At 69.7% G+C, this 15,308-nt stretch carries 18 protein-coding genes and 1 pseudogene; 7 read left to right on the forward strand and 12 right to left on the reverse strand.

What is annotated here, in order from left to right; translation table 11 throughout:
* The 4 genes and pseudogenes from ACFYWX_RS27345 to ACFYWX_RS27360 form a co-directional block, all read right to left on the reverse strand.
* Positions 1 to 647: pseudogene (locus tag ACFYWX_RS27345) on the reverse strand (hypothetical protein); the annotation flags it as partial.
* Between the two features lie 5 nt (positions 648 to 652).
* Positions 653 to 1,378 carry a class I SAM-dependent methyltransferase gene (locus tag ACFYWX_RS27350; protein ID WP_389426760.1) on the reverse strand — a complete coding sequence of 242 codons (726 nt, stop codon included), beginning with the start codon at positions 1,376 to 1,378 and terminating at the stop codon, positions 653 to 655.
* Between the two features lie 96 nt (positions 1,379 to 1,474).
* Positions 1,475 to 2,125, reverse strand: a complete 651-nt coding sequence (locus tag ACFYWX_RS27355; RefSeq protein WP_389426761.1) for a response regulator — start codon at positions 2,123 to 2,125, stop codon at positions 1,475 to 1,477.
* Positions 2,122 to 3,270 (reverse strand): sensor histidine kinase, encoded by a 1,149-nt coding sequence (locus ACFYWX_RS27360; RefSeq protein ID WP_389426762.1) that lies wholly within the window; start codon positions 3,268 to 3,270, stop codon positions 2,122 to 2,124. The genes ACFYWX_RS27355 and ACFYWX_RS27360 overlap by 4 nt, the downstream gene beginning before the upstream one ends.
* Before the next feature lie 133 nt (positions 3,271 to 3,403).
* Between ACFYWX_RS27360 and ACFYWX_RS27365 the strand changes: the two genes are divergently transcribed.
* Both ACFYWX_RS27365 and ACFYWX_RS27370 read left to right on the forward strand, forming a co-directional pair.
* Complete coding sequence (locus ACFYWX_RS27365; RefSeq protein WP_389426763.1) at positions 3,404 to 4,126, forward strand: class I SAM-dependent methyltransferase; 723 nt, start codon at positions 3,404 to 3,406, stop codon at positions 4,124 to 4,126.
* The gene (locus ACFYWX_RS27370) at positions 4,123 to 4,737 is read left to right on the forward strand and encodes a DedA family protein (protein WP_389426764.1); all 615 of its coding nucleotides are present in this window, start codon (positions 4,123 to 4,125) and stop codon (positions 4,735 to 4,737) included. The genes ACFYWX_RS27365 and ACFYWX_RS27370 overlap by 4 nt, the downstream gene beginning before the upstream one ends.
* Before the next feature lie 174 nt (positions 4,738 to 4,911).
* Here the strand turns inward: ACFYWX_RS27370 and tuf are convergent, their stop codons facing one another.
* The 7 genes from tuf to ACFYWX_RS27405 all read right to left on the reverse strand — a co-directional run bounded on the left by tuf (position 4,912) and on the right by ACFYWX_RS27405 (position 10,874).
* The gene (gene tuf, locus ACFYWX_RS27375) at positions 4,912 to 6,105 is read right to left on the reverse strand and encodes an elongation factor Tu (protein ID WP_389426765.1); all 1,194 of its coding nucleotides are present in this window, start codon (positions 6,103 to 6,105) and stop codon (positions 4,912 to 4,914) included.
* A 166-nt stretch (positions 6,106 to 6,271) separates the two neighbouring features.
* A complete protein-coding gene (fusA, locus tag ACFYWX_RS27380) occupies positions 6,272 to 8,398 on the reverse strand; it encodes an elongation factor G (protein WP_389426766.1) in 2,127 nt (708 codons plus the stop codon).
* A gap of 39 nt (positions 8,399 to 8,437) precedes the next feature.
* Complete coding sequence (rpsG, locus tag ACFYWX_RS27385) at positions 8,438 to 8,908, reverse strand: 30S ribosomal protein S7 (protein ID WP_005481264.1); 471 nt, start codon at positions 8,906 to 8,908, stop codon at positions 8,438 to 8,440.
* Between the two features lie 2 nt (positions 8,909 to 8,910).
* Positions 8,911 to 9,282 carry a 30S ribosomal protein S12 gene (gene rpsL, locus ACFYWX_RS27390; protein ID WP_003948652.1) on the reverse strand — a complete coding sequence of 124 codons (372 nt, stop codon included), beginning with the start codon at positions 9,280 to 9,282 and terminating at the stop codon, positions 8,911 to 8,913.
* 341 nt (positions 9,283 to 9,623) lie between these two features.
* Positions 9,624 to 9,863 carry a hypothetical protein gene (locus ACFYWX_RS27395; RefSeq protein WP_389426973.1) on the reverse strand — a complete coding sequence of 80 codons (240 nt, stop codon included), beginning with the start codon at positions 9,861 to 9,863 and terminating at the stop codon, positions 9,624 to 9,626.
* A gap of 2 nt (positions 9,864 to 9,865) precedes the next feature.
* Positions 9,866 to 10,555, reverse strand: coding sequence for a hypothetical protein (locus ACFYWX_RS27400; protein WP_389426767.1), 690 nt, complete (start codon positions 10,553 to 10,555; stop codon positions 9,866 to 9,868).
* On the reverse strand, positions 10,548 to 10,874 hold the full coding sequence (locus ACFYWX_RS27405) for a WhiB family transcriptional regulator (protein ID WP_389426768.1): 327 nt from the start codon (positions 10,872 to 10,874) through the stop codon (positions 10,548 to 10,550). The genes ACFYWX_RS27400 and ACFYWX_RS27405 overlap by 8 nt, the downstream gene beginning before the upstream one ends.
* A gap of 208 nt (positions 10,875 to 11,082) precedes the next feature.
* On the opposite strand from ACFYWX_RS27405, the gene ACFYWX_RS27410 reads away from it, so the two are divergent.
* The 5 genes from ACFYWX_RS27410 to ACFYWX_RS27430 all read left to right on the forward strand — a co-directional run bounded on the left by ACFYWX_RS27410 (position 11,083) and on the right by ACFYWX_RS27430 (position 13,953).
* Positions 11,083 to 11,559, forward strand: a complete 477-nt coding sequence (locus ACFYWX_RS27410; RefSeq protein ID WP_389426769.1) for a helix-turn-helix domain-containing protein — start codon at positions 11,083 to 11,085, stop codon at positions 11,557 to 11,559.
* Positions 11,560 to 11,962: 403 nt separating this feature from the next.
* Entirely contained in the window at positions 11,963 to 12,376 is a 414-nt protein-coding gene (locus ACFYWX_RS27415; RefSeq protein WP_389426770.1) for a hypothetical protein, read from the forward strand.
* Between the two features lie 153 nt (positions 12,377 to 12,529).
* Positions 12,530 to 13,129: a phage tail protein gene (locus ACFYWX_RS27420; protein WP_389426771.1), complete on the forward strand. Its 600-nt coding sequence runs from the start codon at positions 12,530 to 12,532 to the stop codon at positions 13,127 to 13,129.
* A 111-nt stretch (positions 13,130 to 13,240) separates the two neighbouring features.
* The gene (locus ACFYWX_RS27425; protein ID WP_389426772.1) at positions 13,241 to 13,531 is read left to right on the forward strand and encodes a hypothetical protein; all 291 of its coding nucleotides are present in this window, start codon (positions 13,241 to 13,243) and stop codon (positions 13,529 to 13,531) included.
* 65 nt (positions 13,532 to 13,596) lie between these two features.
* On the forward strand, positions 13,597 to 13,953 hold the full coding sequence (locus ACFYWX_RS27430; protein WP_389426974.1) for a hypothetical protein: 357 nt from the start codon (positions 13,597 to 13,599) through the stop codon (positions 13,951 to 13,953).
* A 72-nt stretch (positions 13,954 to 14,025) separates the two neighbouring features.
* Here ACFYWX_RS27430 and ACFYWX_RS27435 read toward each other — a convergent pair whose 3' ends face one another.
* Positions 14,026 to 15,075 carry a hypothetical protein gene (locus ACFYWX_RS27435; protein ID WP_389426773.1) on the reverse strand — a complete coding sequence of 350 codons (1,050 nt, stop codon included), beginning with the start codon at positions 15,073 to 15,075 and terminating at the stop codon, positions 14,026 to 14,028.
* Between the last annotated feature and the right edge of the window lie 233 nt (positions 15,076 to 15,308).

The raw sequence follows: 15,308 nt of genomic DNA on the forward strand, positions 1-15,308 counted from the left end.
GAGAAGGCGACCGTCCACGACGTGCTGCCCTCGTAGTCGACCGGGCCCTCGAAGCCGAACAGGCCGTACAGGACGTGCGTGATGCGATCGGCCAGGCTCGGGTCACCGACCATGCGCTCGGGGTGGACGCTGACGATGACGAGACCCAGCGCGAGGGAACCGGCGCCCATGAGAACGAAGTTGGCGAGCGCGCGCCAGCGGCTGCGCGGATCGGGCAGGGACGTGAACTGGTCCCGGTGCAGCAGCAGCGGCGCCAGGAGCGCCAGCGAGATCACCGCGCCCAGGAGCGAGTGCCGGTACGTGAACTGGGCGACGGCACCGACCGGCAGCAGCGCGACGGCGGCTCGCCAGGCGCGGCGCTTGCGGCGGCGCAGCCCGTGCGCGAGCAGCAGCAACAGCAGACCGGCACTGAGTGAGAGCGCCGCAGCGAACGGGCCCAGCGCGCCCGGCAACACCTCCGCGATGGCATGCACCCGGCTGCGCCGGAAGCCCGTGAAAACGCCTGCCAGCACGTCCAGCAGCCCGACGAACGCACAGGCCCTCGCGATCACGGCGGGCACGGCGTCGGGGCGGGAGGCGCAGACCGCCCGCCGCAGCCGGTTGCGCAGCAGCCCGTCCGACCTGTGCTCAGTGAGGTTGTCGGCCATTTCCTTCACCGCTTCGCTCCGTCCCATGCGTGCTGCCTGCCGCAGGAGGAGACAGGTGGGCGTCGCAGATGCCAGACGCGGGCTGGGGGCAGGTTGGCCCACACCGTCCACCTGCCGCCGGCGTAACTGCGTTGGTAGGCGGCCATGACCTCGTGCACCGCGGCACGTCTGCGTGCTTCGGCCTTTGAGGCGAGCAAGGCGCGGGCCCTGCTCATGCCGAGGTGGGCGAAGAACGTCAGGGTGCCACCGGGATGCAGCAGTTCCAGGTACCGGGCCATGATGCGCTCGACCTGCACGGGAGCGAGGTTGGTCAGCGGCAGCCCGGAGACGATCACGTCGTAGTGCTCGTCCGTGCCGAGGTCCTCGACTGACGCCTGATGCACGTTCACCTGCACGGGTCTGTCTGCCAGGCGGGGGTGCCCGGCGACGAGGTTGCGCACATGCGCGGCGCAGTGCGGGTCGGCCTCGACGATGTCCAGACGGCTGCCCCGGGGCAGCTGGGAGATCAGGGTGCGGGTGACACCGCCGGAACCGGCGCCCGCAAGCAGGACCACCAGCGGTCGGGGGGCCTGGGCCCGCACAGGACCGGTCAGCAAGCGGGCCAGGGCGTTGCCGCCGGGGGTGACCGCGGGGGCGGTCCGCAGATCGCGGGCCGCGTCGATCAGGAACATCCAGCCCTCGGCCTGACGCTGCGCCAGGACACGTTCGTGAGAGGTCGTCCAGTCGTTCATGGCTTCGACGCTAGGAACCCGCACCCGCCGGCGGATCAGCCGTTGTGCCACGGTCTCCCCCTACGAAAGTAGGGGGCCCATGCGGCAGATCGTCGGTCAGGTGGTGAGTCCCGCGTCACGCGCCATGAGGGCGGCCTGGACGCGGTTGGTGACCTCCAGCGCGGTCAGGATGCGACTGACGTGGGCCTTGACCGTGCCCTCGCGCATGGTGAGGCGGGTGGCGATGTCGGCATTGGTGTCGCCCCGGGCGAGCAGGGCGAGCACGTCGCGTTCGCGAGGGGTGAGTCGGTCCAGCCGGGCCTGGGCCGCGGTGGCCCGCGGCTGGTCGGACGCGTGATACCGGTCGATGAGGCGACGGGCCGCGGCGGGGTGGAGCATGGCCGACCCGGCGGCAACCAGGTGGACGGCGCGCAGGATTTCAGTGGGGTCGGTGTCCTTGAGCAGGAACCCGTCGGCCCCGGCCGCCAGGGCGTTGTAGACGTATTCGTCGAGGTCGAAGGTGGTCAGAGTGATCACCTTCGGTGGGTGGGGGAGGCCTCGCAGCCGGGTGGTGGCGGTGATGCCGTCCATGCGGGGCATCCGCACGTCGACCAGGGCGACATCGACGCGGTGCGCGGTGGCCTGCTCAATGGCCTGGAGGCCGTCGGCGGCCTGGGCGACCACTTCGATGCCTTCGTCCGCCCCGAGGAGATCGGCCAGGCCCAGGCGGACCAAGGCGTCATCGTCGACGATCATGGCGCGGATCATGTGAGGGTGCCGTTCTGTCCGATGTCGGTGGGATGGGGGAGACGGGCTGCCAGCCGCCAGGCGCCCCCGCCGGCGGGTCCCGCAGCCAGGTGACCGCCGAGGGTCGTGACGCGTTCCCGCAGACCGACGAGCCCGTAGCCTGAGCTGACGGTGTTCTCGCTGGGCGTGCCGGGGGTGTTGGTGACCTCGACGAGTGTGACCGGTGGCCGGTAGTCGATACGCACCGTCACTTGGGCACCGTCGGCGTGCTTGCGGGCGTTGGTCAGCGCCTCCTGGACGATGCGGTAGACGGCGAGGCGGTGCGTGGTCGGAGCCTGTTCAGGGAGGCCGTCGGCCGCTATGTCGATGTGCTGTCCGGCAGAGCGGGCCTCGTCGACCAGTTCCCGCATCTCCCGCATGACGGGCGTGAGTACGGAGCTCGGCCGGGTGGCATCCGGGTCGCGCAGAGCGCCGAGGACGTCACGCAGGTCGGTGAGGGCTTCGACGGACGTGGTGCGCAGCAGGCCGAGGCGTTCGGCGACCGGGGCGGGCAGGGTGTTGCTCTTGGTGGTCAGGACGCCGGTGTGCAGGGCGATCAGGCTCAGGCGGTGGGCCAGCACGTCGTGCATTTCCGCGGCGATCCGGGACCGCTCCGTGGCACGGGCCGCCTCCTCACGGAGCCTCGACTCGATGCGCAGGTGCTCGACGTCGGCGGCCAGGGCCTCCAGCAGGCGTCGCCGATTGCCCAGCCACAGTCCGACGACGACGGCCAGCAGCGGCAGGAGCAGCGTGGACGCGTAGCTCTGGGCCGTCCAGAGCGCGGTGGCCGGGTAACTGAGCAGGTTGGCGCCCAACGCGGCAACGGCGCATCCCACCGCCGCCCGAGCTCGGAGGTCCACCGCCATGCTGAACAGGGCGAGCACCAGCAGCGGCAGCAGCGGCCATCCCCACCACGCAGTGGCCACGGTGACCAACAGCGGCGCGACGGGCCACCGCAGCCGGGGCACGAGCAGGGCCGCTGCGCACAGCACGGCCACCACGGTTACGGGGAGCAGGTAGCGGCCGCCGTCGAGCGACGCTGCGTTCAGCGCGGCGGCCGGCACACACAGAGCCACCAGGCTCACGCGCCCGTAGCCGGTCCACCTTCGGCTTTCTTTCCTGCTCACCCTCGCAAGCCTAGGCAGACGCCGGTGCTCTTTCCGTCCGACGATCTGCCATGCTCACCCCCGACTTTCGTAGGGGGACGTCGTCGCACAACGACGGATCCGATGCCTGACGCCGGTTTCTAGCGTCACCTTCATGAACGACTGGACCACCTCTCACTCTCACGACCGTGTGCCGGCGCAGCGCCGTGCCGAAAGCTGGATGTTCCTGACCGAAGCGGCACGCGATCTGCGGACCACCGGCGCCATAGCACCCAGCGGCAAGGCCCTCGCCCGCGCCCTGACGGATCCCGTACGGGTCCAGCCCGCTCGCCCGCTGGCCGTCCTCGAAGTCGGCGCCGGCACCGGCGCGGTCACCCGAACCCTGATACCCCAGCTGCCCCGGGGCAGCCGCCTGGACATCGTCGAGGCCAACCCGCGCTTCGCCGCCCGACTGCGCCACCTCGTCGACACGCACCCGCACCTGGCCGACCGGCTCGCACAGGTGAACGTTCATCAGGCGGCCGTCGAGGACCTCGACACGGACGAGCACTACGACGTGATCGTCTCCGGGCTGCCGCTGACCAACTTCGCTCCCGTGCAGGTCGAGCGCATCATGGCCCGGTACCTGGAACTGCTGCACCCCGGCGGCACCCTGACCTACTTCGCCTACGTCGGCACCCGCAAGGCCCGGGCCTTGACGGCATCACGCGCCGAAGCACGCCGACATGCCGCGGTGGACGAAGTCATGGCCGCCTACCAGCGCAACTACGCCACCGGCCGTTGGACCGTGTGGGCCAACCTTCCCCCCGCCCACGTCTGGCACCTGCGACTGCCCCTCATCCGCGAGCAGCAGCCACTCCCCGGAGGGCGGCGGTGAGCGCGCTGTCCGTCATCCTCACCCACCTCCCCCCGTCCTCGGCCTACGCGATGCTGGCCGCGGCCGTCCTGGCCGAGTCGATCCTGCTGATCGGCGCCTTCATCCCCACGTTCACCCTGCTGCTGACCGCCGGCGCGCTGGCCCGCACCGGCCACATCGGTCTTCCCCTCGTCATCACTGTCGCGGTCGGCGCCGCGGTCGCGGGTGACTTCCTCGGCCACCGCACCGGCAGGCTCCTCCGTGATCAGCTACGCGCAGGCCGGGTGGGACGTCGTATCCCCGGCGCCGCCTGGCACCGGGCCGAGACCCTGATGGCGCGCCATGGAGGCCGAGCGGTGTTCCTGGCCCGCTTCCTGCCGGTGGTCCGCACCCTCGCCCCCCACCTCGCGGGTGCCACCCGCCTGCCCTACCGCCGCATCGCTCCGTACAGCGTCCTTGCCGCGTGTCTGTGGGCCACGGTCGAAGCCGGCATCGGGTATGCCGCCGCAACATCTCTTGAGCGGGTTCTCACTCTCGGCGGCCCGGCTGTCGCCCTGGTCGTCCTGATCGCGATCGGGGCCACGGTCCTGTCGGTGAAGAAGCGCCGCCGCACTGCTCGACCCCAGACATGAGCGCCGTCCCATGAGGATCAGCTGTGACTCCTGACCCGTGCCTCTCTCGTCAGCGGGCGCCCGGGCCATACCGCGCTCGCGAAGCTGTGAGCACGCGAAAGGGCCCGTACGACCGAAGTCGTACGGGCCCCTTCAGGAGCTCAGCTCAGGCTGTGCTACCAGTCAGGCTCAAGATCACTTCGTGATCTTGGTGACCTGGCCGGCGCCGACCGTCCGGCCACCCTCACGGATGGCGAACTTCAGGCCCTCCTCCATGGCGATGGGCTGGATCAGCTCCACCTTCATTTCGGTGTTGTCGCCCGGCATGACCATCTCCGTGCCCTCGGGGAGGGTCACAACACCGGTCACGTCAGTCGTACGGAAGTAGAACTGCGGACGGTAGTTGTTGAAGAACGGCGTGTGGCGGCCACCCTCGTCCTTGGACAGGATGTAGGCCTGGGCCTCGAAGTCCGTGTGCGGCGTGACCGAACCCGGCTTGATGATGACCTGGCCGCGCTCGACGTCCTCGCGCTTGATGCCACGGAGGAGCAGACCGACGTTCTCACCGGCCTGGCCCTCGTCGAGCAGCTTGCGGAACATCTCGATGCCGGTGACCGTGGTGGTGGTCTTCTCCTGCTTGATGCCCACGATGTCGACGGTCTCGTTGACCTTGAGGACACCACGCTCGATACGGCCGGTGACGACCGTACCGCGACCGGTGATCGTGAAGACGTCCTCGATCGGCATCAGGAACGGCTTGTCGACGTCACGCTCGGGCTGCGGGATGTTCTCGTCGACGGCCTTCATCAGGTCGAGGACGGACTGCGTCCACTCCGAGTCGCCCTCCAGCGCCTTCAGCGCGGAGACCTTGACGACCGGCAGGTCGTCGCCCGGGAACTCGTACTCGGAGAGGAGCTCACGAACCTCGAGCTCGACGAGCTCCAGGATCTCCTCGTCGTCCACCATGTCGGCCTTGTTCAGGGCGACGACGATGTACGGAACGCCGACCTGGCGGGCCAGGAGCACGTGCTCCTTGGTCTGCGGCATCGGGCCGTCGGTGGCGGCGACCACGAGGATGGCGCCGTCCATCTGCGCCGCACCCGTGATCATGTTCTTGATGTAGTCCGCGTGACCCGGGCAGTCGACGTGGGCATAGTGACGCGCCTCGGTCTGGTACTCGACGTGCGCGATGGAGATGGTGATACCGCGCTGACGCTCTTCGGGCGCCTTGTCGATGTTGTCGAAAGCGGTGGCCTCGTTCAGGTCCGGGTACGCGTCGTGCAGCACCTTGGTAATGGCGGCCGTGAGGGTCGTCTTACCGTGGTCGATGTGACCGATGGTGCCGATGTTGACGTGCGGCTTAGTCCGCTCGAACTTCGCCTTCGCCACTGGGGTCCTCCTGTGGAGTGGTTCTGTACGCCTTGGTTCGTCGGCGCCAGGTGATCTTTGCTGTTAAGTCCCGGGCCCCGGGACAAACGCCCGCGAACAACCATGAACGCGGATGAATGCCCCTGGAGGCTCCGGAGTCAAGCCTACGGCGTGGAGACGCGCTCCGTTACTCGCCCTTGGCCTTCGCGATGATCTCCTCGGCGACGTTCCGCGGAACCTCGGCGTAGGAGTCGAACTGCATCGAGTAGCTTGCGCGACCCGAGGTCTTGCTGCGGAGGTCGCCGACGTAGCCGAACATCTCCGACAGGGGCACGAGGCCCTTGACGACGCGGGCACCGGCCCGCTCCTCCATGGCCTGGATCTGACCACGGCGGGAGTTGATGTCGCCGATGACCTCACCCATGTAGTCCTCGGGCGTGGTGACCTCGACGGCCATCATCGGCTCGAGCAGCACGGGGCTGGCCTTGCGCGCGGCCTCCTTGAAGGCCTGCGAACCGGCGATCTTGAACGCGAGCTCGGAGGAGTCGACCTCGTGGTAGCCACCGTCGATGAGCGTGACGCGGACGCCCGTCATCTCGTAGCCCGCGAGGATGCCGAACTGCATGGCCTCCTGCGCACCGGCGTCCACCGAAGGGATGTACTCCTTCGGGATACGGCCACCGGTGACCTTGTTCACGAACTCGTACGAGGCGTCGCCGCCCTCGATCGGCTCGATCGCGATCTGCACCTTGGCGAACTGGCCGGTACCACCAGTCTGCTTCTTGTGCGTGTAGTCGACGCGCTCGACGGCCTTGCGGATCGTCTCGCGGTAGGCGACCTGCGGCTTGCCGACGTTGGCCTCGACCTTGAACTCACGGCGCATACGGTCGACCAGCACCTCGAGGTGCAGCTCGCCCATACCACCGATGATGGTCTGGCCGGTCTCCTCGTCCGAGTGGACCTGGAAGGACGGGTCCTCCTCGGCCAGGCGCTGGATGGCGACACCCAGCTTCTCCTGGTCACCCTTGGACTTGGGCTCGATGGCGACCTGGATGACCGGCGCCGGGAAGTCCATGGACTCCAGGATGACCGGGTTCTTGTCGTCGCTCAGCGTCTCACCGGTGGTGGTCTGCTTCAGGCCCATGACGGCGACGATGTCGCCGGCGCCCACCGAGTCGATCTCCTCACGCTTGTTCGCGTGCATGCGGTAGATCTTGCCGATGCGCTCCTTCTTGCCCTTGACGGAGTTCAGCACGGCGGTGCCGGACTCCAGGCGGCCCGAGTAGACCCGGACGAAGGTGAGCTTGCCGAGGTGCGGGTCGCTCATGATCTTGAACGCGAGGGCGGACAGCGGCTCGTCCTCGGACGGCTTGCGCTTGACCACGACCTCGGGGTCCTTCACGTCGTGGCCCTCGATGGCCTCGACGTCAAGCGGGGTCGGGAGGTAGCGCACGACCGCGTCGAGCAGGGGCTGAACGCCCTTGTTCTTGAACGCGGTGCCACAGAACACCGGGGTGACCGTGGTGTCGCTGGACTTGCCGGACGCGATGGTGATGCGACGGATCGCGGCGTACAGCTGCTCCTCGGTGGGCTCCTGGCCCTCCAGGAACAGCTCCATGATCTCTTCGTCGTTCTCCGCGACGGCCTCGACGAGCTTGTTGTGCCACTCCTCGGCTGCCTCGGTGTGCGTGGCCGGGATGTCGACGACGTCGTACATCTCGCCCTTCGCGGCCTCGGCGGACCACACGAGCGCCTTCATGCGGACCAGGTCCACGACGCCCTTGAAGTCGGCCTCGGCACCGATCGGGAGCTGCATGACGAGCGGCTGGGCGCCCAGGCGGTCCGAGATCATGTCCACGCAGCGGTGGAACTCGGCGCCGGTACGGTCCAGCTTGTTGACGAAGCAGATGCGGGGCACGCCGTAACGGTCGGCCTGACGCCACACCGTCTCGGACTGGGGCTCGACACCGGCGACACCGTCGAACACCGTCACGGCACCATCGAGCACACGCAGGGAACGCTCCACCTCGACGGTGAAGTCGACGTGCCCCGGGGTGTCGATGATGTTGATGGTGTAGTCGTTGTCCTCGAGCGGCCAGTGACAGGTGGTCGCAGCAGACGTGATCGTGATGCCACGCTCCTGCTCCTGCTCCATCCAGTCCATCGTGGCGGCGCCGTCGTGGACCTCACCGATCTTGTACGAAACGCCGGTGTAGAACAGGATCCGCTCGGTGGTGGTCGTCTTGCCCGCGTCGATGTGGGCCATGATCCCGATGTTGCGGACCCTGGCCAGGTCAAGTGAAGTGGTAGCCATAAGGCTTCAGTCTTCTCTCGGTCTCGATGTGGGTAGCGACTACCAGCGGTAGTGCGCGAAGGCCTTGTTGGACTCGGCCATCTTGTGCGTGTCCTCGCGCTTCTTCACAGCGGCACCAAGGCCGTTGGAGGCGTCGAGAAGCTCGTTGAGCAGACGCTCGGTCATGGTCTTCTCGCGACGGGCGCGGGAGTAACCGACCAGCCAGCGCAGCGCGAGCGTGTTGGCACGACCGGGCTTGACCTCGATCGGAACCTGGTACGTCGCACCACCGACACGGCGGGACTTGACCTCGAGGGTCGGCTTGATGTTCTCCAGCGCGCGCTTCAGCGTGATGACCGGGTCGTTGCTGGTCTTCTCGCGCAGGCCCTCCATGGCGCCGTACACGATGCGCTCGGCGGTGGAGCGCTTGCCGTTCAGCAGCACCTTGTTGATCAGGGAGGTCACCAGAGGAGAACCGTAGACCGGGTCGATGATGACCGGGCGCTTCGGGGCGGGGCCCTTACGAGGCATTTCTACTTCTCCTTCTTGGCGCCGTAGCGGCTGCGGGCCTGCTTGCGGTTCTTGACACCCTGGGTGTCGAGCGAACCGCGGATGATCTTGTAGCGAACACCGGGCAGGTCCTTCACACGGCCGCCGCGCACGAGCACGATGGAGTGCTCCTGCAGGTTGTGTCCCTCACCCGGAATGTAAGCAGTGACCTCGATCCCGCTGGTCAGACGCACACGCGCGACCTTACGCAGGGCCGAGTTCGGCTTCTTCGGGGTGGTCGTGAACACACGCGTGCAGACGCCACGACGCTGAGGGGAACCCTCGAGTGCGGGCGTCTTGTTCTTCTCGACCTTGTCCTGCCGGCCCTTGCGGACCAGCTGCTGGATCGTAGGCACTACTTCTCCGGTTTCTGTGTGCCGAATGGTGAAGCTAACCTGGAACGTCGCCGACCCACGCGGTCGGGTGTGTCGAATCCAGCAGACCCTCGCCGCGAGGCGGGAAGGGCGCAGATTACGGTGGCCACTCACGGCCCCGGTGCGGTTTGGAGGCACGCACGAGGGCCAGGGCACACCCCAGGCACAAGGACTGAGCGTACCTACCTCATTCGCTGTGGTCAAAACAAATGGGCAGGCCCGGGCAGAGCCGCAGCAATCATCGTAAATCGCCCGCTCTGCCGGGTGCCCGCATCCGGAGGTCTCAGTCTTCGGTTCTCCCTCTTCGGTTTCAGCCCTCGGTTTCAGCCCTCGGTTCCGGCCCCGTTTCGTCCGCCGGTGCGGCGGGCGGCCGCACGCGTGGCGCGTTCCGCGGCGAAGACGTCCTCCAGGCGGAACAGCAGCGCGCGGCCGGCCCGGCCCGCGGCGGTGAGGCGGCCCAGCTGGACCCACTTGCGGATGGTGGCGGGGGCGACCCCGACCTCGCGGGCGGCGAGCTCACCGGGGATGAGGGCGGGGGCGCCGCCCCGTCGGTCGTACGGCATGGTCATCGGGCGGCCTTCCGGTCGGTCCGCGCGGCCGCGGTGGTACGGCGCTTCCACTCCCCCTCGGTCCAGGTGTGCCGGTAGGCGGGGTCGTCGCGACAGCCGCAGTGCGGGTCCGCGCAGCGGCAGGCCGGGTTGATGCAGAGGACGGCGCCGCGGTCGGGGAAGGCCCGCAGGGACACCGAGTCGCACCAGGGGCAGCGGCCGGACATGCGTACGACGGTCTCGGTGTCACCGAGGGCGCGGGCGCAGCGGCGGGCCATCCGGCGGGCCTCGTCGCGCACGTGGGCGGCGAGGACGGGGTCGGCGGCGACGTCGTCGAGGAGCGCGGCGATCCGGCGCAGCCGCTCGGGGACGGTGGCGCGGCGCGTGCGCGGCAGGCCGAGCCGGTCGCGTACCGCTTCCTCCAGCTCCACCACGCCGTCCGTGATGTCGCGGATGGTGTCGGAGATGTGCAGGCGCAGCGGGGCCGCGCTGTGGCCCGGGGCCGTGAGGCCGTGGCGCTGCTGGAGGAGGAGGGCTTCCTCGCGCTCCTCGCGCAGCCGGGCGCCGAGGTCGGGCGGGGGCGCGGACGCCGGGCGGCCGGTGGCCGAGGTGCGGCCCGGGACGAGTTCGGTGGCGAGTTCGGGGAACTGCTGGACCAGCTGGCCGATCCAGAGGGCGGCTTGCGCGGTCGGCTGATCCTCAGCCAAGGGTGTCTCCCGGGAGAGTGGAGGAGGAGAGGGTGACGGAGCGCGGGGCGGAGCGCGTGGGTGCGGGGGTCGGGACCGGGCGCCCGGAGCGCCAGAGGCGGCCCGCGCAGACACCGTCGAAGCCGCTGTCGGCCGGGGCCACCGCCTCCTCGCAGGGTCGGCGCACGGGACAGACGGCACAGGCGCGCAGCGCGGGGGCGGCCTCGGCGGGGCGTCGGGAGAAGACGACGCGCGGCGGGAGGCCGGCGCAGGCCGCGGCGGAGTGCCAGTGACTCGGGTCGGGCGGGTCGGAGTGCCCACGTGGGCCGGTGGTCGGCATGAGGTCCCCCTGTTGGTTCGGGTCGAGCCTGGTGAGGCGAACACCCCCAACCCTGCCAGATTGCGTGCGCGCCCGCAACGTACTTCGATCAAGGCATCCCCGGAATCTCCTTAAGTTGCACTTATTTTCCTTAGTGCTTGCCCGAGAGCACGTAATTCCGCGCGCGCAAGCAAGCTAAACTTGCCTCCTCCAAGGGAAGCGAGCAGAGATGACCAGCCAGGATCTGGACGCGTTCGCGGCATGGGTCGAGGACCTCATGCGGGAGCGCGGCTACGACATCGACAGCCCTCGCGGTGGGGGCAAGTCCCGGATCGCGGACGAGGCGGGCGTGCACCGCGCGGCCGTCACGCGCCTGCTCCAGCGGCAGAGCATGCCGGACCTCGAGACCACGCGCCGGCTCGCGCGCGTGCTCGGCGTGCCCGTGCGCGACATGCTCATCCGCTCCGGGCGGCTCACCGCCGAGGAACTGGCCGATCCCCAAGCGTACTTGACCTCCCCGCATCCACCGGGCGCGGACATCGGCCGCCGCCCCACCCTCGAGGAGGTGGCCGATCTGCTGGGAGTGCCCGCCGACCGGCGCGAGATGTTCGTCAGAGTGGTGGAGCAGTTCCTGCCGACTGACACGGAGTCGGCGGCTCAGGGCCTCGCGTCCTTCTCGTCGTCCGCCGACCGATCCGCCGACTGATCCCCACGTACGGCTCAACCCGCCGCACGGCCGCCGAGGCAGTGGCATCCGCCCACTGACGGGGACGGCGGCCAGCGTTGCGTTCCCTCCCTTCGCACCACTGGCTCACCTCGCACCACTCGCCCCCCATCTCCGGCAGAGCACTGGGGACGGCCTTCCGACCAGCGCCCCTCCCCCCTTCCGCACCGCCCTTCGGGACTCATCCACCGAATAAGTTGCGTGCGCGCACGATCTCTGTCACAGTTGGTGCAGCGGCGGAGCTGTGCCCGCGAGGCGGGCGGCGCCCGCCCTTCCTCCACGTACCGCGTCTCTCCCGACGTCGTACCGGGCGCCCCTTTCCGTACTCGCGCCCCTCTTCCGCACCCCGCGCCCCGCGCGCCCAGCAGCCCCGAGGTGACCCGGCATGACCACGCCCACCCCACCGAGCGCCTTCCCCGACGTCGAGGCCCTGGTCGTCGACATCCTGGAGGCCGACTCCGCCCTCTCCACGGTCCTCGTCAGCGTCGACGCGCCGGACGGGTTCGACGGCAGGACCGCCGCCGTCCTCGTCAACCGGCGCGGCGGCGCCTGGATCGGCGAACTCCACGTCGACCAGCCGCTGATCGAGCTGGAGGTGTACGGCCCGACCAAGGAGGTCGCGCACACCCTGGCCAACGCCGCCCGCCGCGCGCTGCTCGCCGCGGCCGGCAACCGCTACGGCCGCAACCAGATCACCGAGGTCGAGGAGCAGGACGGCCCGCGCTGGCTGCCCGACTACCTCTACGCCGCGGCCAACCGCTACGTGTGCGTGCTCAAGGTGTTCCTGAACGTCTACTGAGCACCACCCGTGGCGCACTCGCGCCGCCCCACAGACCGAAGGCCCCGTCACCCGGCGGGGCCTTCGTCGTACCCGGAGCACCGCTCCGGGCGCACCCACAGCTGCGCGTCGCCTTGACGCGCCGCCCTCTGGAAAACAAGGAGAACCCCCACCATGGCAGGTACCAACTCCTCCGAGATCCGCATCGCCGGCGTCGGCCGCCTCTACGTCGCCAAGGCCGACACCAAGCTGCCGACGGCCTTCTCCGGCATCTCCGCCACCGACTGGGGCGCCGACTGGACGGACCTCGGCTACACCTCCGGCGACGGCGTCACCTTCAGCAAGAAGGACAAGCTGGAGCCGGTCGACGTGTGGCAGGCCGTCAGCCCGGTGCACTTCGTGTACTCGGACCGCGACCTGACCCTGAAGTTCTCGCTGCTGCAGTTCAACGAGGACACGCTGCCGTTCTTCATGGGCGGCGGCAAGGTCGACCCGGTCGCCGGCGCCACGGACGTCTTCAAGTACGACATCGCGGACCGTCCGTACGCCAATGTCCGCGCGCTCGGCCTGGAGTTCACCGACGTCCAGGCGAGCGACGGCTCCGCCGTGACCTACCGCTTCGGCATCCCGCGCGGCCAGGTCACGGCGGCGGACGACATCAAGCTGGCCCGCAAGTCCGCGGCCCAGCTCGGCATCACCTTCACGGCCATGGCCAACGCCGACGGTTCGGCGCTGGCGAGCTTCGTCATGAAGGACGACTCGTACGCGGCCTGATCCACCGGGCGGGGCGGGTTCGTCCGCCCCGCCCGCCCTCTCCCCGCTTCGACAACACCTCCGACAGCACCTCCGACACCCCTCCGAATACCCCGAGGAGTACGTATCCCCATGACCCGTTTCGACGTCAACGCCGCCCGCGCCCAGCGCCTCGAAGCCCTCGGCCGCACCTGGTCGTTCGAGCTCGACGACGAGTCCTTCACGCTGCCCACCGAGCTGACCCGGGCCACCGCCCGCGCCCTGCGGGGGCTCGACGACAACGACGTCGACGGGCTGCTCGGACTGCTCATGGGCGAGGAGCAGTTCGCCCGCTTCGAGCGGCACGAGGTCACCATGCAGGACATCGCCGCCATCCTGGAGGCCTACGGCAAGGAGACGGGGCTCGGCCTGGGGGAAGGCTGAGCCTCGTCGGGTTCGTCGACGAACACGCCGAGGCACTCGAAGCGGACCTGCTCCGCTACTACGGCATCGACCTGCTCGACTGGCACCGCGAGCGCCTCACCGCGCGGCGGCTCTCGGTGCTCATCAGGCACCTGCCGCGCGACAGCGCCGTCAACCGGGATCTGTACGGCGAGGCCGCGGAGTGGTCGGTGACCGACCATCTGCTGGCCGCCGTCGTGGATCATCTGGCGGCCGCCAACTGGATGTTCGCGTGCGTCAACACGGCCGAGGACGGCGACCAGCCGGAGCCTCCGGCACCGGTGCCGCGCCCGGGCGACACGACGCCGGATCAGGACCCGGGGCACACGTCCGACGGCCCGTCGAACGCGTCCCAGGACACTGGGGCCCCGTCACCGGTCCAACTCGCCCGCTTCTTCGGCTGACCCCGCGGTGCGAGGCCCCACCAGCGCACACCACCACACGGGCGGGGACACGGCGACGGAGCGGGCGTCGGCTCAGTGCGGGCGGCGTGTGCTCGGGGGCCGGCTCGGCTCGTCGGGCCGGTTGTGCGGGGTGTGTTCGTCGCGGCCGGTGTCTTGGTTCCGCTTGTCGGGCGGGTCACGGTCGTCGTCCTCGCGGCGGCGACCGGTCGCTCTGCCCTCCAGTTCGTCGGCGAGTGCCCGGGCCCTGTCCGAGAGGCGGGGTCGGTCCTCGTCACGGGAGGGCCGGGGGTCGGAGGGGCCCTGGGGGCGTTCCGGCGCGTCCGGGCGGCGGTCCTTCTCGCGCCCGGAAGTGTTGTCACCCGGCCTGGTCAGCGGTGGCACGCTGGGGCGGCCGTTGCGCCGGACCACCGGACGCCGGTCGGAGCCCGTCGAACGCTTCTCCCGCACGTCACGGGCGGAGAGCAGTATGTCGCCGGTCTCCGAACCCGTGTCCGAACCCGTCTCAGAGCCCGTCTCCCGCTCCTCACCACCCGCTCCCTCAGGCCCCGGCACCGGCGCCGGTGCACCGTCCGCCACGGACCGCTCCCGTTCGCCCCGCTCCTCTACCCGCGTCACCTCCGAGGGAGGCCGCAGGAGTTGGACGTACGGCAGGGGGATGACCTCGCCGCCCTGTTCGCCCTCGGGGCGGCGGGCCCGGCGGGGGCGGTGGCCGGTGCGGGGGCGGTGGCCCGTGCGGGCGTCCTCCTGACCCTGGAGGTAGGCGGAGGTGATGCGCTCCTCGTAGGCGCGCCGGACGGCGGGCAGTTGTTCGGCGATCACGTCGGCCCAGCCCGCGCTGTAGGCGGCCAGTTCGCGCCGGTCGAGTTCGGCGCGGGGAAGGATGAGGAGGTCTTCGGGGGCGTGTCCGAGCCGGTGGACGAGTTCGGACAGGCGAGCGATGAGGTGCGGCAGATCAGGGGACTGTTCAAGCCAGTCGATCGCACGGTCGTCCCGCGCGTTGCTCGCGTCGCCGTCCACCCCGTAAGGCACCCCGTAGGCCTTGCTCTCGTCCCCTGCCCCATCGCGCCCCCGCGCGAGGACGGCCGCCCGTAGCCGTCCACCGTCGCCTGCCAGGCCCTCCAAGTCCCTTGGGTGGCCTGTTCGTTCACTTTCCATTCACCGACGGGAGAACGGCCGGATCCTAACCCACGAACCTGACGGACCGTTCACTGCGTCCCCCGTATCACCGCAGGTCCGCACACGGGTGAGGGTGGGCCTCCGGGCCAAACACCGCCCGAACCACAGGATTACTCGTACACTAGTTCGAACACGCGTTTCGAACGCCTCCGTAGGCGCCACGTGTACCACCAGCCCAG

The organism is Streptomyces sp. NPDC002888 (assembly GCF_042888465.1).
Taxonomy (GTDB): domain Bacteria; phylum Actinomycetota; class Actinomycetes; order Streptomycetales; family Streptomycetaceae; genus Streptomyces.

Bases quoted from the DNA above. Each gene is read 5' to 3' on its own strand.
- ACFYWX_RS27350 (WP_389426760.1), bottom strand. From the start codon at position 1,378: ATGAACGACTGGACGACCTCTCACGAACGTGTCCTGGCGCAGCGTCAG.
- ACFYWX_RS27355 (WP_389426761.1), bottom strand. From the start codon at position 2,125: ATGATCCGCGCCATGATCGTCGACGATGACGCCTTGGTCCGCCTGGGC.
- ACFYWX_RS27365 (WP_389426763.1), top strand. From the start codon at position 3,404: ATGAACGACTGGACCACCTCTCACTCTCACGACCGTGTGCCGGCGCAG.
- fusA (WP_389426766.1), bottom strand. From the start codon at position 8,398: ATGGCTACCACTTCACTTGACCTGGCCAGGGTCCGCAACATCGGGATC.
- rpsG (WP_005481264.1), bottom strand. From the start codon at position 8,908: ATGCCTCGTAAGGGCCCCGCCCCGAAGCGCCCGGTCATCATCGACCCG.
- ACFYWX_RS27395 (WP_389426973.1), bottom strand. From the start codon at position 9,863: ATGCCGTACGACCGACGGGGCGGCGCCCCCGCCCTCATCCCCGGTGAG.
- ACFYWX_RS27405 (WP_389426768.1), bottom strand. From the start codon at position 10,874: ATGCCGACCACCGGCCCACGTGGGCACTCCGACCCGCCCGACCCGAGT.
- ACFYWX_RS27410 (WP_389426769.1), top strand. From the start codon at position 11,083: ATGACCAGCCAGGATCTGGACGCGTTCGCGGCATGGGTCGAGGACCTC.
- ACFYWX_RS27415 (WP_389426770.1), top strand. From the start codon at position 11,963: ATGACCACGCCCACCCCACCGAGCGCCTTCCCCGACGTCGAGGCCCTG.
- ACFYWX_RS27420 (WP_389426771.1), top strand. From the start codon at position 12,530: ATGGCAGGTACCAACTCCTCCGAGATCCGCATCGCCGGCGTCGGCCGC.
- ACFYWX_RS27425 (WP_389426772.1), top strand. From the start codon at position 13,241: ATGACCCGTTTCGACGTCAACGCCGCCCGCGCCCAGCGCCTCGAAGCC.